Source organism: Micromonospora sp. NPDC005979, assembly GCF_040614415.1.
Lineage (GTDB): Bacteria > Actinomycetota > Actinomycetes > Mycobacteriales > Micromonosporaceae > Micromonospora.
Genome location: NZ_JBEXUR010000029.1, coordinates 18,758 through 41,447, shown reverse-complemented (window position 1 = coordinate 41,447; position 22,690 = coordinate 18,758). Strand labels below are relative to the sequence as shown.

At 69.2% G+C, this 22,690-nt stretch carries 8 protein-coding genes; 4 read left to right on the top strand and 4 right to left on the bottom strand.

The features are described 5' to 3' along the window. Positions 1–3,460 (top strand): COR domain-containing protein (locus ABZ272_RS30945; protein WP_355053477.1); only part of this gene is annotated, 3,460 nt, incomplete at its 5' end. Between the two features lie 10 nt (positions 3,461–3,470). On the opposite strand, the gene ABZ272_RS30940 is transcribed toward ABZ272_RS30945, so the two are convergent. Together ABZ272_RS30940 and ABZ272_RS30935 are read right to left on the bottom strand one after the other, a co-directional pair. After that, positions 3,471–5,618 carry an FUSC family protein gene (locus ABZ272_RS30940; protein ID WP_355053476.1) on the bottom strand — a complete coding sequence of 716 codons (2,148 nt, stop codon included), beginning with the start codon at positions 5,616–5,618 and terminating at the stop codon, positions 3,471–3,473. A gap of 177 nt (positions 5,619–5,795) precedes the next feature. Then, positions 5,796–7,175 carry a cation:dicarboxylase symporter family transporter gene (locus ABZ272_RS30935; RefSeq protein ID WP_355053475.1) on the bottom strand — a complete coding sequence of 460 codons (1,380 nt, stop codon included), beginning with the start codon at positions 7,173–7,175 and terminating at the stop codon, positions 5,796–5,798. Positions 7,176–7,264: 89 nt separating this feature from the next. Between ABZ272_RS30935 and ABZ272_RS30930 the strand changes: the two genes are divergently transcribed. The 3 genes from ABZ272_RS30930 to abc-f all read left to right on the top strand — a co-directional run bounded on the left by ABZ272_RS30930 (position 7,265) and on the right by abc-f (position 11,526). Continuing rightward, positions 7,265–8,845 (top strand): sensor histidine kinase, encoded by a 1,581-nt coding sequence (locus ABZ272_RS30930; RefSeq protein ID WP_355053474.1) that lies wholly within the window; start codon positions 7,265–7,267, stop codon positions 8,843–8,845. Then, on the top strand, positions 8,842–9,537 hold the full coding sequence (locus ABZ272_RS30925) for a response regulator (RefSeq protein ID WP_355053473.1): 696 nt from the start codon (positions 8,842–8,844) through the stop codon (positions 9,535–9,537). The genes ABZ272_RS30930 and ABZ272_RS30925 overlap by 4 nt, the downstream gene beginning before the upstream one ends. Positions 9,538–9,888: 351 nt before the next feature. Further along, positions 9,889–11,526: a ribosomal protection-like ABC-F family protein gene (abc-f, locus tag ABZ272_RS30920; RefSeq protein ID WP_355053472.1), complete on the top strand. Its 1,638-nt coding sequence runs from the start codon at positions 9,889–9,891 to the stop codon at positions 11,524–11,526. 44 nt (positions 11,527–11,570) lie between these two features. Here the strand turns inward: abc-f and dnaE are convergent, their stop codons facing one another. Together dnaE and ABZ272_RS30910 are read right to left on the bottom strand one after the other, a co-directional pair. Beyond that, positions 11,571–15,101 (bottom strand): DNA polymerase III subunit alpha, encoded by a 3,531-nt coding sequence (gene dnaE, locus ABZ272_RS30915; RefSeq protein ID WP_355053471.1) that lies wholly within the window; start codon positions 15,099–15,101, stop codon positions 11,571–11,573. Between the two features lie 565 nt (positions 15,102–15,666). Continuing rightward, positions 15,667–22,623: a polymorphic toxin-type HINT domain-containing protein gene (locus tag ABZ272_RS30910; protein WP_355053470.1), complete on the bottom strand. Its 6,957-nt coding sequence runs from the start codon at positions 22,621–22,623 to the stop codon at positions 15,667–15,669. Positions 22,624–22,690: the final 67 nt, after the last annotated feature.

Here is a 22,690-nt window from a genome sequence, read left to right as displayed (position 1 = left end):
GAGCGACAACCGGCTCACCACGCTGCCCGACGCCGTCGCCGCCTGGACCACCCTCGAACAGCTCACCCTGAGCGACAACCGGCTCACCACGCTGCCCGACGCCGTCGCCGCCTGGACCACCCTCGAACAGCTCACCCTGAGCGACAACCGGCTCACCACGCTGCCGGACGCCGTCGCCGCCTGGGCCACCCTCGAACAGCTCGACCTGGACCGCAACCGGCTCACCACGCTGCCCGACGCCGTCGCGGGCTGGACCGCCCTGACGCACCTCAACATGAATCACAACGAACTCGGCGAGCTGCCGGACGCCGTCACCGCCTGGACCACCCTCGAACAGCTCACCCTGAGCGACAACCGGCTCACCACGCTGCCCGACGCCGTCGCCGCCTGGACCACCCTCGAACAGCTCGACCTGGACCGCAACCAGCTCACCACGCTGCCCGACGCCGTCGCGGGCTGGACCGCCCTGACGCACCTCAACATGGATCGGAACGAACTCGGCGAGCTGCCGGACGCCGTGGCGGGCTGGACCGCCCTGGAACGGCTCGACATGGACCACAGCCAGCTCACCACGCTGCCCGACGCCGTTGCCGCCTGGACCCGCCTTGAGATCCTGTTCCTGGACGGCAACCAGCTCTTCGCACTGCCCGACGCCGTCGCGGGCTGGACCGCCCTCACTCAGCTGCACCTGGACAACAACCAGCTCACCGCGCTACCCGACGCCGTCGCCGCCTGGACCCGCCTTGAGATCCTGTACCTGAACGGCAACCAGCTCTTCGCGCTACCCGACGCCGTCGCCGCCTGGACCGCCCTAGCCGACCTGCACATGAGAACCAATCGCCTCATCGCCCTGCCCGACGCCGTCGCGGGCTGGACCGCCCTCGTCAATCTGGACCTGTACGACAACAGGCTCACCGCCCTACCCAACGCCGTTGCCGCCTGGACCGCCCTCGTCGACCTTCACCTGGGCAGAAATCAGCTCACCACCTTGCCCGATGCCGTCCCGGCCTGGACCACCCTCACCGGCCTGTTCCTGCAGGACAATGAGTTCAGCGCCTTACCCGACGCCATCGGTCGGCTCGCAGAGCTCCGGACGCTCGTCGTGGGCGACAACCCACTGCCGCCCGAGGTGCTGGCCGCCGAGGCGGAGGGCATGGAGGCCCTACTGGCGTTTCTCCGGAATGTCGCCACCGACGGGATCCCGATCTCGGAGGCGAAGCTCCTGTTCGTGGGCGCCGGCGAGGCGGGGAAGAGTTCCCTGCTCGGGGCGTTGCGAGGCGAACCCTGGCGGGATCGTCACCAGACGCAGGGCATGGACATCAAGTCGCTGGTGGTGACCCACGCCGGTCGGGAGATCACCCTGAACGGGTGGGACTTCGGCGGCCAGCAGGCCTACCAGCCGGCGCACCAGTTGTTCTTCAGCGCCCCGGCCGTCTACGTCGTCGTCTGGAAACCCCGTCCGGGTGTCGTGGCCGGCATGGTGGAGTCCTGGATCGCCATGATCGCCCACCGGGCCCCGGATGCCCGGGTGCTCGTCGTCGCGTCGCACGGCGGGCCGACCTCGCGGGCGGACGCCATCGACGAACAGCACCTCAAGCAGCGCTTCGGCGATCTGATCATCGGCTTCCACGAGGTCGACAGCGCCGTCCCGGACGACCGGCTGGAGGCGCTGCGGGAGGCGATCTCCGTGGCCGCCGGCACGCTCCCGCACGTACACCGCAACTATCCGGCGAGCTGGCAGCGGACGATCGGGGTGGTCACCGCCGACGGTCAGCAGGTGATCGACTACCGCGACTTCGAGACGGTGGCCGAGGCGCAGGGGCTCACCGCCGCCCAGGCCCGGGCGTTGGCCAGCAACGCCCACCACCTGGGAAAGTGGATCTACTACGCGGACGACGACGCGTTGGCCGCGTTCGTGATCCTCCAACCGGACTGGCTCAACGTCGCGATCGCCGCCGTCCTCGACAGTCGGGACGCCGTCGACGCCCTCGGTCTCGTTCCACACCGCATGCTCGGCAGCCTCTGGGGTGCCGCGCAGGCGCCCGACGGAACGCGCTACACCAGGGAGCAGCAGCGACTGTTCCTGGCGCTCATGGGCCGCTTCGAGCTGACGTACCAGGTCTCACCGGACGCCTCGCGGGAGCCGGTGAGCCTCATCGCGCAGCTCGTCCCCGCCGCGCAGCCGGACCTGCGCGGAGCGTGGGTCGACTTCCGTCCCGGCGACCGCGAGTACCTGGAGGTGTGCCGGATCTCGGAGGGCCCGGCGGGTCCCGTGGTCATTCCCGAATCGCTGATGTACCGGCTCATCGTCCGGCTGCACCACCAGCGCTACACGGAGCCCGACTCGATGCAGGGCGTGCACTGGCAGCAGGGCGTGGTCCTGGAGAGCCGGTACGGCGCCCGCGCGCTGCTCACGGTGCGTGCAGGAGTCGGTGTCCAGGTCCAGGTCCGTGGCCCGGATGCCGTCACCTACCTGCGACAGGTCACCGACGAGATCCGCTACTGCATCGAACGGTTCTGGCCCGGCCTGACCACCGTCGCCCTCGTTGCCTGCCGTGACGGGTGCGGCCTGCCCACACCCGGCGCGGGCTTGTTCGACGTCGACAAGCTCGTCAAGCTGCGCGACGTGCACCGGCAGAGCGTGGCGCAGTGTCCCGTCTCCAGCTGCGACGCCTTCCCGGCCATCGACGCGCTGCTGGGAGGGTCGCACGCCGGCCACGACGCGCTCGCGGTGCTGCAGGACGGCGTGGCCCTGGTAGACCGGCACGTGCGTGGGCTGAGTCAGCGGGTCACCGAACTCAGCGACACCGTCAAGGCCAACCTCGCGGGCGTGAACGCCCGGCTGACGGCCCTGATGTGGCAGCTCAACGACGAGGCCGCGGACGGGCCGCGCCTCTTCACCCTCACTCCCGTCGAGTCCTCCCTACGCAATCCGCAGTGGACCTCCATCCGGATGCGGCTGACGTTGTACTGCGAGCACTCGCTTCAGCCCGTGCACGTCCTGGAGCCCACTCGAGGCGATGCCGGCGTCTACTCCATCGACGTCGCCCGGGAATGGTGGGTCCGGGCCGTCCCGCTCCTGCAGGCCACCACGATGCTCCTGAAGCCCCTGCTCGGCGTTGGCGTGGCCGAGCTCAAACTGGAGTTCAGCGACGAGCAGTGGAAGGCCGTGGAAGAGCAGGTCTCGCTGGCCAACGAGACACTGAACGCTGCGGCGGAGGCCGTCGACCACCTCACCGCCGACGACCACAGCGCAGGCCTGGCGGAGCAGACCCCGGGCGCACCGCCGGCGCCGATCATCGCCGAGGGCGCCACCCTCCGGACGCTGCACGCCGCGCTGCGTGCCCAGGACGTCACCATCGCCGATCTGCGCAAGGTCGTCCGCCCGGACGGCCGCATCCTCTGGGTTCACCGGCAGTTCGAGCACCTGTACCACAGCGGCCTGCCCGTCATCCCCTGACCGGGCCGGCTCAGGGCCGCCGGGGCGCGTCGGCGTCCGGGTGGATCCGGGTGAGGCTGTCGGCGAGCCCGGCGAGCCACCTGTCGACCTCCACCAGGTGCCGTACCGCAGCCGGGTCGGCGTCGCCGAGCAGTGGGCGGAGCCGGTCGACCTCGTCGACGCAGTCGATCGGTACGGGCATCGGCCCGGCCGGCTGCCCCTGCGTCACCTCGCCGGCCAGGTCGTCGTACGCCGACCGCAGGTGCCCGGCCGTGTCCCGCAGCAGTGCCCCGGCCGCCGGCCAGGCGGCCAGGCAGCCGGGCGGATTCCGGCGCAGCAGCGACTCGGCACCGGGTACCACGTGGTGTCCGGCGCTCAGGGCGGCGTCCCAGTTCAGCTGAGCGCGCCGTGGGTCGTGGCGCTCGGAGTGGTACTGGCAGTAGGACGAGTCGACGAGGACCATCCGTCGGCGGACCCGGTCGAAGTCGTGCTCGGGAGGCGGCGCGTCGCCGAGCACCGCCTCGACGGTCCGCTCGACCGCCTCCCCACTGGCCGTCAGGTAGCGGGCGGCGTTGTGCCGTAGGTCGTGGCCGGCGCCGCGCGGCCACATGGCCACACCGGCGAGCACGCCGATCACCGCGCCGAGCCCGACATCGACCAGCCGCGCCTCGGCGAGTCGCCACCCCTCGGGGCTGAGCTGGGTGAACACGACGGTCAGCAGCAGGGTGAACAGCGCCTGCTGCCACACCGGGCCGAGTAGGCGTCCGACACCGAACGCCAGCAGCAACGAGACCGGCAGTACGACGGCGTACACGACCGGCTCCTGCACGACGAGCACCAGCAGGCCGCTCGCGACCACGCCCGCGATGGTGCCGAGCACGGCGGGTCGCAGCGCGGTGCGGGTGTCGGCGGCCGAGGTGCGCAGGACGGTGAGAGTCGCCAGGAGTACCCAGAAGCCGTGGTTGAGGTGCAGCGCCCCGGCCGCCACCCGGGCGATCGCCAGCGCCACCGCCAGTCGTAGCGCGCTGTGCAGGTGCGCGGAGCGGGGCGCGAGGTGGGCGCGGAACTGCCGCCAGTACAGCGTCCACGCGCCGTGTCGCGCGTACTCGAAGAGCCGGGGGTAGGCGTCGACGTCGACGCGCGCCCCGGCGGCGATCCGGGTGCCGACGGCGAAGATCCGTACCTGGTCGGCGAGGGCCAGCGCGGTCGCGTCCCGGCACATCCGGGGTACGTCCGGCGGGCCCGATCCCACCGACGGCTCAGCCGCGTCGATCGCGGCGTCCAGGTCCCGCAGGTCCACCTGGGGCGCGTCGGAGAGCAGGCTACGGCTGGCGGCCCGGATCGCGTCGGCGCACGGGCGCAGCAGCCGCGTCGCCGCCAGGTCCGGAATCGGCGTCGATGGGGCGTCCGTCGCGAGCCGGTCCGCCGTGGCCAGCACCTCCCGCAGCGCCGCCGCGGCGATCCGCAGCGCCCGGTCCTGCGCTCCGGCCGCCGTGGGCGCCGACTCCGGGGAGTTGCGGCCCAGCCCGAGCAGTGCCACGAGGTCGTACGCCCGCTCGCGCCGCCCGTCCGGGGCCCCGTGGCCGGGGGCGGTCAGCACGTCGGCGGTGGCGTCGACGAAGGCCGCGACACTGTCCGCCGCTCGGGCGAGCAGGTGCCGGTAGGAGACGGGCACCGGGTCGGGCCAGAGCACCACCTCCGCCGCGGCGAGCAGCACGATCGCGAGGGTCACCCCGCCGAGGCGCTGCGGCAGGCTGCCCGGCTGGTACGGCGGGAACGACGCCAGGATGTAGAAGAGTTGGAACGCGCTTGCCAGACCCACTAGTCGCGGGTTGCCGACCCCGGCGAACGCCACGACGAACCCGATGACCAGCATCCCGCCGGCCGCCGCCCAGGTGCTCCATGCCAGGAGCGTGCCGGCGGCGATCAACGCCCAGACCGCCGGCAGCGACGTGACCAGGATCCGCGCCCGTTGTGACGCCGGGCCGGGCAGTTGCGCGAACGCCCCGGCGGCGATCGTGCCGAACAGCGCGTACGTGGCGAGCAGCGGGCTGTCCACGCCGTAGCGGCAGGCGTAGAAGAGGACGGACGCGACCAGGGTCAGCCGGGCCGCGCGTCGCAGCACGGCGCCGCTCGGGTCACGGCGACGAAGCCGGCCCAGGAGGCTCGGTCCGCGCACGCCTAACTCCCCCGAGTCGTCGCGGCGCCCCTCCCCGGCATCCCATTCTCCACGCCGCCTCTCTGGGACGGTGAGTTTCGCGTCGAATGAGCGGCGATGATCGACACAAGGTCGGCAATGTGGGGGTATCCCCGCGAGCGAGATGCCCCCACATCGCCGATCCGGAGTGGATCGAGGTCAGGCCGGCACGCTGGCCGTCTGCTCGTCGGACCGCCGCGGCTCGGACTCCTCGTCGTCGTGGTCGTCGAGCATGGTCGCCTCGTCGAACGGGTCGTCGCCGCGCAGGACCTCGGCCGCCCGCTCCCGGTCGAACTCGCCGGTCCAGGTGCCCACCAGCACGGTCGCCACCGCGTTGCCGGCGAAGTTGGTCAGCGCCCGCGCCTCGGACATGAAGCGGTCGATGCCGACGATCAGGCCGACCCCGTCGACGAGGTCCGGGCGGTGCGACTGGAGGCCACCGGCCAGCGTGGCCAGCCCGGCGCCGGTGACGCCGGCCGCGCCCTTGGACGCGATCACCATGAACAGCAGCAGCGAGATCTGCTCCCCGACCGCGAGGGGCTTGCCCAGCGCGTCGGCGATGAACAGCGACGCCATGGTCAGATAGATGGCCGTGCCGTCGAGGTTGAACGAGTAGCCGGTCGGCACGGTGATGCCGACGACCGGCTTGCTGACGCCGAAGTGCTCCATCTTCGCGATCAGCCGGGGCAGCGCCGACTCCGACGACGACGTCGACAGGATCAGCAGGAACTCCCGGCCCAGGTAGCGCAGCAGCGAGAAGATCGAGATCCGGGCGATGAACCAGAGCAGCGCGCCCAGCACCACCAGCACGAAGATCAGGCAGGTGACGTAGAAGCCGACCATGATCGCAGCGAGGCTCTTGAGGGCGTCCACGCCGGTCGCGCCGACCACGGCGGCCATCGCGCCGAACGCGCCGACCGGCGCCAGCCACATGATCATGGCAAGGACCTTGAAGACGACCCGTTGGATGACGGCGATCGCGCCGAGCACGGGCTCGCCGCGCCGGCCCAGCGCCTGCACGGCGAAGCCGACGAGCAGCGCCACCAGGAGCGTCTGGAGCACCTCGCCCTCGGTGAGCGCGGAGAGCAGCGTCGTCGGAATGATCCCGAGGAGGAACTCGGTCGTACCGCCGGCCTCGTCTCCGGCGGCGGCCTTGCCGGCGCCCGCGAGGTCCTGGCCCAGGTTGAGGCCGGAGCCGGGGTGGATGATGTTGCCGACGACCAGGCCGATGGCGAGCGCCACGGTCGACATGGTCAGGAAGTAGCCGAGGGCCAGGCCGCCGACCTTGCCGACCTTCGCGGCCTGCCGGACCGAACCGACGCCGAGCACGATGGTGCAGAAGATGACCGGGCTGATCATCATCTTGATGAGGTTGACGAAGCCCGTGCCGATGGGCTTGAGTTCCTTGCCGAAATCGGGGGCGACCAGGCCGACGACGATGCCGGCGAGCACGGCCACGATGACGGCCAGGTACAGGTAACGGGTACGGTCCCGGCGGGCCGACGGTTCCGCCGTGGTGGTGGATGCGGTGGTGTCCATGTCGACAATGTGAAGCGCGTCTCACCCATTGACAGCCTTGCGGTCATTCTGTTCACCGCTGACCGGAGAAGTCCGAGGAGGTGCCGGAGGTGGCCCGACGGCAGTGGAGCATCGCGGGGCAGCTCTTCGCCCTCCAGGCGGTGGTGGTCACCCTGCTCGTGCTGGCCGGGGCGGCGGGCGCCGTCTGGCTGGCCCGCGTCGACTCCCGCCAGGCCGCGCGGGAGGAGGTGCTCGCGGTCGCCCAGACCGTCGCCGGCTCCCCCGACGTCCGCGCGGCCCTCACGACCGCCGACCCCGCCCGCATCCTCCAGCCGTACGCCGATTCGACCCGCAAGGCCACGGGCACGGACTTCGTGGTCGTGATGGCCCCCGACCGCACCCGCTTCTCCCATCCCACGCTGGACCAGATCGGCGAGCCGTTCGTCGGCGAGATCGGGCCCGCCCTGGCGGGCCACGCGTTCACCACCACCAACGTCGGAACGCTGGGCGAGTCGGTGCGCGCGGTCGTCCCGGTGTACGACCAGCAGGGGCGCATCGTCGGCCTGGTCTCGGTGGGCATCACCACCCGCGCGATCAACCGGAAGCTGCTGCGCCAGCTCCCCGTGCTGCTCGGCGTCGCGGTACCGGCGCTCGCGTTCGCCGCGACCGGTTCGTGGCTGCTCAGCCGCCGCCTGCGTCGCCAGACCCACGGCCTGGGACCGACGCAGATGACCCGGATGTACGAGTACTACGACGCGGTCCTGCACTCGGTGCGCGAGGGTCTCGTGGTGCTGACCACCGACCGACGGGTGGCGTTGATCAACGACGAGGGCCGGCGACTGCTGGGCCTCGACGCCGACGAGCCGGTCACCGACCAGCCGGTGGCCGAGGTCGACCTGCCCCCGGCGGTGGCCGAGCTGCTCGCGGCCGGCCGCGACGCCCTCGACGAGCCTCTGCTGGCCGGTGACCGGGTGCTCGTGGCCAACCAGCGGACCGCCCGCTTCGAGGGGGCGGCGCTCGGCACCGTACTGACCCTGCGCGACCAGACCGAGCTACGGACCCTGGCCAGCGAGCTGGACTCGGTGCGCGCGCTCACCCAGGCGTTGCAGGCGCAGACGCACGAGTCGGCCAACCGGCTGCACACCGTCCTCACGCTGGTGGAGCTGGGCCGCGCCGACGAGGCGGTTCGACTCGGCACCCGGGACCTCGCCCTCGCCCAGCAACTGACCGACCGGGTGGTCGACGCGGTCACCGAGCCGGCCCTGGCCGCCCTGCTGCTCGGCAAGTCCGCGCAGGCCGGAGAGCGCGGCGTGGACCTGGTGATCGAACCGGACTGCCACCTCGACGACAGCCCGCTACCAACCAACGACCTGCTCACCGTCGTCGGCAACCTGGTCGACAACGCCCTGGAGGCCGTCGCCGGTACAGCCCCGCCGCGCAGCGTGCGGGTCTTCGTCGGCACCATCGACGACGAACTCGTAGTTCGGGTCGCCGACAGCGGACCCGGGCTGGCGAAGGAGCGGGTGGCGGACGCCTTCCGGCGCGGCTGGTCCACCAAGAGCACCGGGCGAGGGCTCGGGCTGGCGCTGATCGGGCAGGTGGTCCGCCGTCACGGCGGAAGCGCCGAGGTGACCCGCTCGGACGCCGGCGGCAGCCTGTTCACCGTCCGGCTCCCGGGGACACGGTCGTGAACGACATCCGGGTGCTCGTGGTCGAGGACGAGCCGCTGCTGGCCGAGGCGCACGCCGCGTACACCGAGCGGGTGCCCGGTTTCGCGGTGGTCGGCGTGGCACACACGGCACGGGCGGCGATGGCGGCCCTGCGCGCCAACGACGGCGGCGACGTGGACCTCGTACTCCTGGATTTTGGGCTGCCCGACCTGCACGGCCTGGACGTCTGCCGGGCGCTGCGCGCGGCCGGCAGCAGCGTCGACGTCCTCGCCGTGACGTCCGCGCGGGACCTGGCTGTGGTGCGCACCGCGGTGTCCCTCGGGGTGACGCACTACCTGCTCAAGCCGTTCACGTTCGCGGCGTTCCGCGACAAGCTGGACCGCTACGCGGACTACCGGGCACAGGCGCTCGCCGACGGCGAGGTGGCCGCCCAGCACGACGTGGACCGGATGTTCGCCACGCTGCGCGGCGCGACCGGGCACAGCCTGCCCAAGGGGCTCGACGTGCAGACCCTCACCCGGGTACGCGCCGCGCTGGCCGACGGGTCCACTCCCGGGGCGGGGCTCTCCGCGACCGAGGTGAGCGCGGCGACCGGCATCTCCCGGGTGACCGCCCGCCGCTACCTGGAGTACCTGGTGACGATCGACCGCGCTGTCCGCCACCCCCGCTACGGCACGCCCGGCCGCCCCGAGGTCGAGTACCGCCCCCGCTGAGGTCGCCAGCCTGAGCCTCGGCGATCTTGCACTTTCTGTGGGGATCAATACATGCGAAAGCGGCGTATCGGCAACCGAAAGTGCAAGATCGCGGCTAGTTGGGCGGCGTCGGGGCGGGAACTCCGTGGCGCGGTGGGGATGCGTTGTTAGACTCTCCTCGTTGGGTCAGCGGTACGACCAGGGAGACCAGACATGGCGGGTGACGACGACATCTCCGGGTGAGACCGGACGTGTTCGGCCATCGGTTCGGCGCGTGTGCGCGCGGCCGAGGTGGCCATTCGTCGCTCCACCGGTCCCGGTTCGTCGTCGGGCGGCTTACGCACGCCCAGCCCACCCTTGAGGTCACGCACCATGTCTGACGCTTTCATCGTCTGCTCGAACCTGTCCTTCTCCTGGCCGGACGACACCCCGGTCTTCTCGGATCTGTCCTTCAGCGTGCCCGGCGGTCGCACCGGCCTGGTCGCGCCCAACGGCGCCGGCAAGAGCACCCTGCTACGCCTGATCGCCGGGGAGCTGCGGCCCAGCGGCGGCAGCGTCACCGTCGACGGTCTGCTCGGGTACCTGCCGCAGACCCTGCCGCTGGCCGGGGACCTGGCCGTGGCGCAGGTGCTCGGCGTCGCCGAACGCATCGCGGCGCTGCACGCCATCGAGGCCGGGGACGCCAGCGAGACGCACTTCGCCACCATCGGCGACGACTGGGACATCGAGGAGCGCACCCGCTCCGAGCTGGATCGCCTCGGTCTGGGCGACCTGTCGCTCGACCGGCCGCTGCACACGCTCAGCGGCGGCCAGGTGGTCTCCCTCGGGCTGGCGGCGCAGCTGCTCCGACGCCCGGACGTGCTGCTGCTCGACGAGCCGACCAACAACCTCGACGTGGCGGCCCGGCACAAGCTCTACGACGTGCTCACCGACTGGTCCGGGTGCCTGCTGCTGGTCAGCCACGACCGGGAGCTGCTGGATCGGATGGACCGGATCGCCGAGCTGGAGCGCGGCGACATCCGGTGGTTCGGGGGCAACTTCACCGCGTACACCGAGGCGGTGCAGGCGGCGCGGGAGGTGGCCGAGAGCAACCTGCGCAACGCCGAGCAGGAGGTCAAGCGGGAGAAGCGGGAGATGCAGCAGGCCCGTGAACGCGCCGACCGGCGGGCCAGTAACGCCTCGAAGAACCTGAAGAACGCCGGGCTGGCCCGGATCGTCGCCGGTGGGCTGAAGCGCAGCGCGCAGGAGTCGGCGGGCAAGGCCCAGGACACCCACGCCAGCCGCCTCGGTCAGGCCAAGGCCCGACTGGACGAGGCCGGCCGGGCCGTCCGCGAGGAGGACCGCATCGTCGTCGACCTGCCGGACACCACCGTCCCGGCCGGACGGACGGTTTTCACGGGTACGGGGATGCGGGCCCGGTTCGACGACCGGGAGTTGTTCGGCGGAGACGGCGCCGACCTGGTGATCCGGGGTCCGGAGCGGATCGCGCTCACCGGGGCGAACGGCGTCGGCAAGTCGACCCTGCTGCGCCTCGTCAACGGCGACCTCGAACCGGCCGGCGGCGAGATCCGCCGGGCCGACGGGCGGATCGCGTACCTGTCGCAGCGCCTGGACCTGCTGGACCTCGACCGCACCGTGGCGGAGAACTTCGCCGCGTACGCGCCGAGCCTGCCGGACGCGCGCCGGATGAACCTGCTGGCCCGGTTCCTGTTCCGGGGCGCCCGGGTCAACCTGCCCGTCGGGGTGCTCTCCGGCGGTGAACGGCTGCGCGCGACGCTCGCCTGCGTGCTCTGCGCGGAGCCGGCGCCGCAACTGCTGCTGCTCGACGAGCCGACGAACAACCTGGACCTGGTCAGCGTCGCCCAGTTGGAGAGCGCGCTGACCGCGTACCAGGGGGCGTTCGTGGTGGTCAGCCACGACGAACGGTTCCTGGCCGAGATCGGCGTACAGCGGTGGCTGCGCCTGACCGACGGCCAGCTCCGCGAGATCGCGGCTCCCGACCGGGACTGAGCCCGACGGTCCGGCCGGCGCATGCCGGCCGGACCGCGGCCAGGTCAGCTCACGTTGGCGGGGCCGAGGACGCTCTTGAGGTCACCCATCAGCGCGGTCGTCGCCGCCACCCGGAACGGTCCCAGCCGCAGGGTGGTGGTACGGCCGCCGTTGAGCAGCTTCACGTGTACCTCGGTGTCGCCGGGGTGCAGCACCAGGGTCTCCTTGAGCCGTTCCACGAGCGGCGGCGTGCACCGGTGCACCGGGATGGTGAGGGTGACCGGCTTGTTGGTGGCGCTGGTGCTGACGTCCGGCATGGACATGTCCATCGCCATGATGCGCGGGGTGTCGTCGCGGCGGTCCACCCGGCCCTTGACCACCACGATGGCGTCCTCGGCGATGTACTGCCCGATCACCTCGTAGGTGTTCGGGAAGAACAGCGTCTCCACGCCGCCGGCCAGGTCCTCCAGGGTGGCCGAGGCCCAGGCCCGGCCCTGCTTGGTGACCCGCCGTTGCACCCCGGAGAGGATGCCGGCGAGGGTGACGACCGCCCCGTCGGGCACCGCGCCGTCCTCGGCGAGGGACGCGATCGTGGTGTCGGCCGCCGCGCCCAGGATGTGTTCCAGGCCGAACAGCGGGTGGTCCGAGACGTACAGGCCGAGCATCTCGCGCTCGAAGGCCAGCTTGTCGCGCTTCTCCCACTCGCTGTCGCCGATCACCGGCATCACCGTCGTGCTGCCGGTGTCCGCATCGCCGAAGCCGGCGCCGAACAGGTCGTACTGGCCGACGGCCTCCTTGCGCTTGACGTCGGCGTACGCGTCGATGGCGTCGGCGTGCACCGCGAGCAGACCCTTGCGGGGGTGCTCCATGGAGTCGAACGCGCCCGCCTTGATCAGCGATTCGATGGTCTTCTTGTTGCAGACCACCGCGTCCACCTTGGACAGGAAGTCGTAGAAGTCGGCGTACTCGCCCTTCTCCTCGCGGCACCGCATGATCGAGGCGACCACGTTCGCGCCAACGTTGCGGACCGCCGCCAGGCCGAAGCGGATGTCCTTGCCGACCGGGGTGAACGGCCCCGCCGAGGTGTTCACGTCCGGCGGCAGCACCTGGATGCGCATCCGGCGGCACTCGGACAGGTACAGCGCCATCTTGTCCTTGTCGTCACCGACCGACGTGAGCAGCCCGGCCATGTACTCGGCCGGGTAGTGCGCCTTGAGGTACGCCGTCCAGTAGGAGACCAGGCCGTACGCGGCGGAGTGCGCCTTGTTGAAGGCGTACCCGGCGAACGGCACCAGGACGTCCCACACGGCCTGGATCGCCTCGTCGGAGTAGCCGCGCTCACGGCAGCCGTCCCGGAACGGGATGAACTCCTTGTCGAGGATCTCCTTCTTCTTCTTACCCATCGCCCGGCGCAGCAGGTCCGCCTGGCCGAGCGTGTAGCCGGCGAGGATCTGGGCGGCGCGCTGCACCTGCTCCTGGTAGACGATCAGGCCGTGCGTCGGCGCCAGGATCTCCCGCAGCGGCTCCTCCAGCTCCGGATGGATCGGGGTGATCTCCTGGAGGTTGTTCTTGCGCAGCGCGTAGTTGGTGTGCGAGTCGACGCCCATCGGACCGGGCCGGTACAGCGCCAGGACGGCGGAGATGTCCTCGAAGTTGTCCGGCTTCATCAACCGCAGCAGCGAGCGCATCGGCCCGCCGTCGAGCTGGAACACGCCCAGGGTGTCGCCGCGGGCCAGCAGCTCGTACGCGGCCTTGTCGTCCAGTGGCAGGCCCAGCAGGTCGAGCTTGAGGCCGTGGTTCAGCTCGATGTTCTTGACCGCGTCGTCGATGATCGTCAGGTTGCGCAGGCCGAGGAAGTCCATCTTCAGCAGCCCGAGCGACTCGCAGGTCGGGTAGTCGAACTGCGTGATGATCGCCCCGTCGGCGTCCCGGCGCATCAGCGGGATGTGCTCGATGATGGGCTCGGCGGACATGATGACGCCGGCGGCGTGCACACCGGTCTGCCGGATCAGCCCCTCGATGCCCTTGGCCGTGTCGATCACCTTGCGGACGTCCGGGTCGGAGTCGTACAGGCCCCGGATCTCGCCCGCCTCGGCGTACCGGGGGTGCTTCGGGTCGAAGATGCCGGTGAGCGGAATGTCCTTGCCCATCACGGCCGGCGGCATCGCCTTGGTGATCCGGTCACCAACGGCGTACGGGAAGCCGAGCACCCGCGCCGAGTCCTTGATCGCGGCCTTCGCCTTGATCGTGCCGAACGTGGCGATCTGGGCGACCTTGTCCTCACCCCACTTGTCGGTGACGTACTTGATCACCTCGCCGCGCCGACGCTCGTCGAAGTCGATGTCGACATCCGGCATCGAGACCCGCTCGGGGTTGAGGAACCGCTCGAAGATCAGACCGTGCGGGATCGGGTCCAGGTCGGTGATGCCCAACGCGTACGCGACGAGCGAGCCGGCCGCCGAACCACGGCCCGGGCCCACCGCGATGCCCTGGTTCTTCGCCCACTGGATGAAGTCGGCGACCACGAGGAAGTACGACGGGAAGCCCATCTGGTTGATGACGCCCAGCTCGTACTCGGCCTGGACGACGTGCCCCTCCGGGATGCCGTTCGGGTAGCGGCGGGCCAGCCCGGCGAAGGTCTCCTTGCGGAACCAGGACTCCTCGGTCTCACCCTCGGGCACCGGGAAGCGTGGCATCAGGTTGTGGAACTCGAACATGCCCTTCGGGTCGACCTTCTCGGCGACCAGCAGGGTGTTGCGGCAGCCCTGCTGCCACAACTCGGACGAGTCGACCGCGCGCATCTGGTCGGCGCTCTTGACGAAGTAACCGCCGCCCTCGAAGCGGAACCGGTTGGGGTCGTCGATGTTGCTGCCGGTCTGCACACACAAGAGCACGTCGTGCGCCGTGGCCTGCGCCTCGTGCGTGTAGTGCGAGTCGTTGGTCACCACCGGCGGGATGTCCAGCTTGCGAGCGATCTCGGTGAGCCCCTCGCGGACCCGACTCTCGATGGAGAGGCCGTGATCCATGATCTCCAGGAAGTAGTTCTCCTTGCCGAAGATGTCCTGGTAGCTCGCCGCGACCTTGAGCGCCTCGTCGAACTGCCCCAGCCGCAGCCGGGTCTGCACCGCCCCCGACGGGCAGCCCGTCGTGGCCATGATCCCCTCGGCGTGCTCGGCGATCAGCTCCATGTCCATCCGGGGCCACTTGACGTAGTGCCCCTCCATGGAGGCGCGCGAGTTGAGGGTGAACAGGTTCTTCAGACCCTGCGCGTTCTTCGCCCACATGGTCTTGTGGGTGATCGCGCCGTTACCCGAGACGTCGTCGCTCTTCTGCTCCGGCCGACCCCACTTGACCCGCGCCTTGTGATAGCGCGACTCCGGCGCCACGTACGCCTCGACGCCCAGGATCGGGGTGATCCCGGCCGCCATCGCCTGGTTGTAGAAGTCGTTCGCGCCGTGCATGTTGCCGTGGTCGGTGATCGCCACCGCCGGCATGCCCAGCCGGTTGGCCTCGGCGAACAGGTCCTTCAACCGGGCCGCTCCGTCGAGCATCGAGTACTCGGTGTGCACGTGCAGATGCGCGAACGAATCAGCCATGCGTGGCGCCCCCCGGCGGTGTGGATCTAGGTGGTCGGAGCCGACCGGCACCTACCCTACCGAGGTGATCTCGGCGGCTCCACCGTCCGCGCCGAGGGTGGTGGCCCGCGTCTCGTCAGGTAGCTGATCACGCCCGAGCGACCCACCTGCCCATCAGCAGGAGCGCAATCACAGGGCCACCTGCGAGGCGCGAGGACTCGATATTGACCGTCGACCGGGAAGCCGGCCCTTGCCGTCACCCCTGAAGCCCCGCCAGTCACACTGACGGGGCTTCAGGTCTTCCTACTTAAGCAACACCGCGTGCGGCGGTAATACTCGACTTAGATTTCGGTTATTTCTCCAGCGATGCGGCTAGCCGCATCATCTATTGCCTCCTTCCACACCACCAGCCCTTCCGTGTTGAATCCCTCCTGAAGTGCCCGGCGAACTTCATCGGCCGGCCTGCCTCCGTGGGACCGACGTACAGTCGCAAAGACTCGCTCGAATTTGATTACGTACTCTTGAACGCGCGGCATGTCCGCGTCGTATTCGGCAGGATCACTCAACGCATCACCACCTACAGAAGTCAGAATTTTCGGTCATGGACCTTTTGCAGGAACGGCATTGCGCCAGGGCCAAAAATGTGCTCGACCCTACCGCTCACCTCGTCGGTGACACGGGTGGTGATATGCCCCTCCGCCCGTAGCCGTTCGTAGGTGCATCTACACATTCGGAAAACGAGGATAGCCGGGCGCTCGCCCGGACCTGCACGACTCGCTCCAAACGTTGCCGCTGCGCTCAAGGTATCCGAATCACCAGGCCTCACCTGGTAGGTGAAGAGGTTTCCAGGCTGCCCGACCGAGCCACCATGAGAATTCTGCATAGCCGCGTCACCACTCAGGCCGTTGGTCAGGATGTTGTCAGCATGAGAGGAAGTGGTGCCGTGCACGAAGTCCATTGAGTCATCGCAATTGTGGACCAGAACCGGCCTGGTGCCAGCCAACACGAAGTACGTGTGGACGTTCGCGACCGTGAGGTCACGCATCACCTTGGTGCCGCTGAAGTTGAGCACCTTGGCGACGGTTACGAGGTCGTCCGAGGTGCTCTTGAGCCGCTCCGTCGCCTGGAGGTCTGCGGCGTCGACCCACATCTGGCGGCTCTCGCTCCAGAACGGGTGGTGCTGGGTCGTCTTGAGGGTGGTGAACTTGCCATCCTCGGTCCGAACCGACAGGTCCGTCAGCGCTTCGTCCTGGTTGACGTGCAACGCCTCGACCGGTTCAGCGGAGGTGACCCCGGTTTCCGGGTCGTGGGCAAGAACCTCGTCGCCCTCCGCCACCTCAGCAATAGGCCGAGCGGTCCCGTCGGCCATGACGACCTCGGTCGACGGATCGAAGCTGTGGACGCAGCCTTCCTTATTGGTCGTCGTCCCGGTGCTGTTCTTGGCGGGCTTGCCCTTGGTGCCCGGGTCCGGCTTCTTGCCGGGCGGGGGCGGTGGCTTCGGCGTAGGCGACAGCTCCTTGGCGCGCGCCTCGGCCTTGATCTTGCTCATCTCTTCGGCTTCTTTGGCGGGGTTGATCTTTGGCTCGAAACGACCCTTGGTCGCCCGGCCGATCACCTTCTGCGCTTTGCCGAAGAGCTCCTTCTCCACCTTCTTGCAGATAGCGCGGAGTACTCGACAGACCGGAGGGCCGGGCGCCAGAGTCTCTGCGGCAGAAACATAATCCTTCTCATAAGCGTAGAAGGAGGCGTTCGCTATATCCGCTGCAGTTCCGATTACTGGAACCGCGGCAGTCCAATCCAAAGCCTCGTGAACGACCTCATTGTTGACGAGACCCGCTTCGACACGTGTATTGAGAGGCTTTCCACCATTCTCTATAATGTTTTGACACTTATAGGCGCTGATGCCGCGAGCGCAGTCGTAATCCCATTCCTGAGTAGTTGGGCGGTCGACTCCGGCATATTCCGCGATGACCCGTCCGCTGGGATCGCTGTACGTGGTCGGGTTGTTCGCGGCGTAGGTGTAGGCCGGCATCTGTTGCGGATTACCGGGGTCGTTGACCGGGTCGACGGAGATGAACCGCCCGATTGTCGGGTCGTACTCGCGCGCTCCCAGGTGCGTGAGACCCGTCGGATCCTGATAACCACCCAGGAAGCCCTGCTTGTTCGGCCAGGAGACCGCCGCTCCGCGTGGCGCCCCGTACGGCGTCTGCCGGCGTTGCGTGATCGTCTGGTTGGCGTCCGTTCCGACACTGACTTGCGACGTCCCCTGGTGGTCGCTGGCCAGCCAGGTGATGCCGGTGGTCTTCCGCTGGGCGATCATCTCGCCGTTGAAGGAGTAGTAGCGGGTGGCGTCGACCTGACCGGTGCTGGCGTTGCGACGGATCTCCTGGTCGCCGAGGAAGAGGGTGCTTCCCGTGGCGTCCTTGGCGATCAGGCGGCCGCCACCACTGTCATAGATGTAGGAATTCGCTCCGGCGCTGTCGGTCACCGATGCCAAGTGGCCCTCGACGTCCCAGGTCAACGCCTGCTGGCCGGCGGGTCCGGGCCGCGTCTTGGTGTTGCCGGCCTCGTCGTACGTGTACGACCCGGTGGTGGTTCCCGTGCTGTCGGCCCTGCTCCAGCCGTCCAGGCGGTGCGGCTGGGCGGCCTTGGCGGCGGGGTACGAGTAGTCGGTGGTCACCGTTCCGGTCGGGGTGCCCCGATCGGTCTGCCTCAGCCGGTTACCGATCCGGCCCTTGGAATCGTCCGGCGCTCCGAACGACCACTTCTGCCAGTACGGTGCCGGACCACCCAGTTCCGACTCGGCGGCAGGGGTGGTCTTGCAGTCCGAGGAGGAAGGAGTCCACGCCTCGGTCAGTCGCCGCTGGTGGTCATACGTGAAGCATTGGGTGTCGCGCGGCCGGGCACCCGAGTTGTCGTCGATCTTGAGAAGGTTGCCGCTCTCGTCGTAGTCGTAGAAGGTGTTGGCGATGTATGACGGGGACGTCGACCGCAAGATTGCGCTGCTCGCGACTCGTCCGGTGGCATCGTCGTACCGGTCCGTCGTCTGGACGAACTTGGCCCCGGTCAGTTCGGCCGCCCGGGTCAGGGTGCTCAGCTCGTACAGATTGGTGTACCCCGACTGAATGGCGTAGTAGCTGACGTCGCCGTAGTCCGTCGCCAGCTTGTCGGTCAACGCGTACGTCGAGTCGTACTTGTAGGTCAGGACCTCCTGGTTCAGGCCCCCGGCGGCCGGAAGGGTCACCGTGTTGGGTGACCCGTCGACCCGGTAGCTGGCCTTCGAGGTGAAGCTGCAGGTGGTGGCCCCGATCCCGCAGAAGCCTGCCTGCGAGGTCGGCAGGACGAGCCTGGTCTGCGTCGGTCGGTACAGCGCGTCCACCGTGACGGTTTCGGTGCGGTACTCGTCCGCTCCGACCCAGCGGGATGACGACTTCAGCAGTCCCTTGGCCGGCGAATCGTAGACGTTCTCGACACGCTTCTGGCCCGTCAGACTGGTCTCGCGAACCGTATTTGGGCGGCCCAGCCGGTCGTAGGTGTAATACAGGTCAGGGGTGTCCGGCCGCGAGTCACCGGTCGACTCCAGCTCGCCCAAGCTGTTGTAGCGGAGGGTCGTGGTGCCGGAGTCTGGGTCTGTCGACGACGTCAGTCGCCCCTGGATGTCGTAGGTGTAGGACCACGAGTTGCCGGAGGCGTCCTTCACCGATGCCAGCTGGCCCACCGGGTGGTAGGCGTAGCTGGTTTCGTCGTAGGTGCCGGTGGCGGTTCGGCCGTGGTACTGCCACTGCTTCTCCATCCGACCGTGCACGTCTGTCCAGGCAGTCGTCGCGGACTCACCGGCCGACGGCACGACGGTCGTGTGGTCGCCGTGGTAGGTGGTCGAGGTCCGCGCCTTCTCCACCTGCACGCTCGACTCCGACGCCAACAGCAGCGCGTGCGCCGGCCGTCCCGCCCCATCGAACAACGTTCGGTTCTGACTCGGGACGTCCTGGTCGAGTCCGGAGTAGAGGGTGGTGCCGGGAGCACCACTGTTGTAGTAAGCGGCGTTGGCCTTGTAGACCCGGCCGGCCGCGTCGTAGAACCTGTCGGTCAGAATCCGACCGCCACCGTAGGCGGCTTCCTGCGTCTGTCGCGGTCGGCCGAGTGCGTCCAGCAGCTCGTACCCGGTGTCGTACGTTCCATTGGCGTTCAGCGATTGGGAGGTGACCGACGAGGGTGCCGTCTTGGAGAGGTTGTACGTGAAGCGGGAGGACGGATCCAACGGGAAGGTCGCCCTGTCCCGTCCGGGAATCCATACAGCCGTGGTCCGCCCGATGGCGTCGTAGGCCATCTCAGTGACCCGGTTGTTGGGGTCGGTGGTCTTGATTGTCAGCCCTGATGCCGGATCGAGCTCTGTGGTATCGGTCCAGAGCAGCGGGTTGGTCGAGACCACCTTGGTGACCGGGCCACCAGTGGCCGGCGTGTAGGCCGTCAACGTCTTCTCACCGGCGATGTCGGTGGACTCGACCACACGACCGACTTCGTCGTACTTGGCGGTCGATGTCTGCTGGTAGCTGCGGACGCCGCCGGTAAAGCCGTTGATCGTCTCGATCGCGGTCACCAGGCCGTCGGTCGGCGCGGCACCGTAGGCAAGCGAGTCGAAGCTGAACCGCGTGTCGGCGGTGATCTGGTTCTCCGCCGTCGGCGCGGTGGCACAGGGCCCTGCCCATCCGTGCGTTCGCTTCACCGGCGTCAGCAACCAGTCGCTGGTGTTGCGGGCGTACTCGGTCTGTACGCACCCCTCGTCGCCGGTCGTGGCGTCATCGCCACCGTCCTGCGTACTCGTCGGCATGCCGTAACCGTCGAAGGTCGTGCTGGTGGTCGACCTCCGCATCCCGCTGTCGGTCTTGCCGCGGCTGCGCACCACCGCGACCCGCGCGTAACGGGCCTCTGCCGCGGGCGTGCCGGCGCGGGTGGCGGTCGGCGGGTCGGAGCGCCACATGTCGTTGACCGACGCGGCGAGGACCGTCGAACCGAGCCAAGTAATCTGCTCGCGGGGCGTGCCCGAGTAATGGTCGTAGTCGTTGACCGGGCCGCCTTCCAGACCCTGAACCTGGGTTGTGCGGGTGCCGCCGGCGGCGAGCTTGTCGCCGTACATGCCGCGGAAGTAGAGCGTCTCCGACTTGACCCGCTCCGCACCCTCGCCGACATAGGTGATGACGGTGGGATAGCCCCGCCACTGCGACCACGTCCTGCGGTCGTCGGGGGTGAGCCCGTCATCGTCGTCGTAGTGCCAGAGGGGCTGATTGTCGTTGTTGACGTACTCGTAGGCGGTCCGCAGCGGACGCGCGCCACCGGTGTGGTCGATCTGCTGGACCTCCTCCACCACGTACTTGTGGAAGTAGTCCGTGATCGGATCGACCTTGCCCGGTGGGATCCACCGCACCGGATAGCACCGCAGGTCGTTGCTATCGAGAGCGGCCGGCATCGTGCCGCCCTTGGCGCACTGCCGCGAGCTGTACGTCACGAAGATCTCGGCGCCGGTCTCCAAGCGGATCGAGTTGACCCGCCACCAGTTCATGGCGAGCGCCCAGTCGCTACCGGAGGCGTCGACCCGGTTCTGCATCTGCATGCCGGAGAAGGTGACCTCCGGCGCCGTCACGGTAGCGCCGATCAAGCCGCGGTGGGTGATGCCCTCCAACCAAAGGCCCGCCCGGGTACCGTCGCCAGGGTCAGGGAAGCTGTGCCGCAGCGTCCACGAATCAGCCGGCTGGTACGACGACGTGGCAGCCTTCCACGCCTTGGTGGTGATCACCGTGGTCCGCTTGGCCGACCAGAAGGTCGGCGCGCCGAGCAGGCAGGGGTTCGTCGTTGCGGTGCACTCCTGGTCCCAGGGGGTGTCGGGCCAGGTGGTGGCATTCTTCGTGCCGCAGTTCGACAGGCAGCGGTCGTCGTTCGTGAACTCGACCCGGCCCGGAGCGTTCTGGATGTACGGGCTGGTCGACGAGTACTCGGTGTTGTCCCGGTTGTCGGTGCCGTAGTCGATTCGAGTCAGGTAGCCCGCTCGGTCGTACGCCACCGGCGAGGTCGTGTTCCGGTTCTTGGCGTAGTAGTTGGTCTCCTTCGTCCACCAGAGCGACATGGTGTTGCCGTGCACGTCCTGGACGTAATCCAGGTTCCACCGCCACGCCTGCTTCTTGCCGCCGCAGTCCGACGCCGCGAAGGTCGAGGCGTGGCAGGGCTCACCGGAGTTGTTGCCGTAAACCGGGACGGTCAGGACGGAGTTGGTGACCGGCCGATCGGCGCTCCAGCCCGGCAGTTGGTGCCGTCCGAACCAGTACTGCGTCCCATCGACGGTAGTAACTTTCCAGTATTCGTTGTCGTTGTCGCCGTTGTTGTAGTCGGGCGACGTCCGCAACTCGATCTTGGAGCCGTCCTCCTTGCGAGGATGCCACTCCCCGTCGCTGCCCTTGAGCAGCTCCATCGACGAGCCGCCCAGGGAGAGAACCGCGTTTTCCGGCCCCCAACACAGGTCACCCGTCTCGACGGTGTTGTTGGCGTTATCGTCCATGTCGTCCGCGCAGGCTTTGTAGCGGCGCTCGACGAAGCCCGGGGAATAGTCGAAACCCTCACCGATGGCTCCCGGCTGGTTGTTCGTCGCGGCCTGCCGCCCGTCCACCGACTGCGACGAGTAGGAAAGGCCGAGACTCGGAGACGGACCACCCGGACCTGGTGGAACCCGCATCGGGTAGGACCACTGGAAGCTTCCTGTGGAGCCACTGTGCGTCCAGGACGAGGAGGGGGCGAGACTGGAGGCGGAGTAGTTGCCCGCCCCGCCGGAGCTGCCCGCGACGAGGGCGACCATGGTGCCGGTCATCGCGGCGGTCGCGCGCACGCCCAGCCGCTTCGCGTCCGTGGTCGACACCGCCGGCATGATCGCCGAGGCCGACACCGACGCGGACGTCGTCCGAGCGCCCACGTCGTTGCGCGACTCCAGCGGCGACGGCTCGCAGTCCTTGGCGCCCGGAGTGGTGAGGGCGCACTCCGGCACCTGGACCAGGCGCAGACGCGAGGACCAGTCCGCGCCGTACGCGGAGGCAAAGCCGGAGTAGTCCACGCCGACCTCGACCGGTCCAGCAACGGTCTGACCGTCCGTACGCCCGACGCGCAGCAACAGACCGCCACGGACACCGGCGGCCTCGGCCGTCGACTTCGGCAGGACTTCGACCCGCACCTTGCTCGGGTTGGGCGCGGTAGTCCGGGCGCTGGCCGTCGTCACCGGGCGTACCGTCACCGGGAGCGTTCCGGCCCGGACCGCTGCGCCCGCTCCGGCGGACCGAGCGCTCGTGGCGGCCGCGGGAAGGCTCACCTCGGCGGCGCCCGGGGCAGGCCAGGTGGGCGCCGGACGCGTGACCTTGGCGGCGGACTCTTCCGGCTCAGGGCCGGGCTTGGTGGCCTTGACGGGCTGGACGGGTACAGACTCGTAGCGCTGCGCCTCAAGTGGCTTGGTCTCGGCGGCCTGCTGGGCCTGGGCGGGGACCTGCCCACCGAGCGTGCTGACGAGCACCGCGAAGAGGCCTGCGGCAACGACTCGCCGTGCCCTCGTGTTCGCAGCGCCGAACGTCGACCGACGC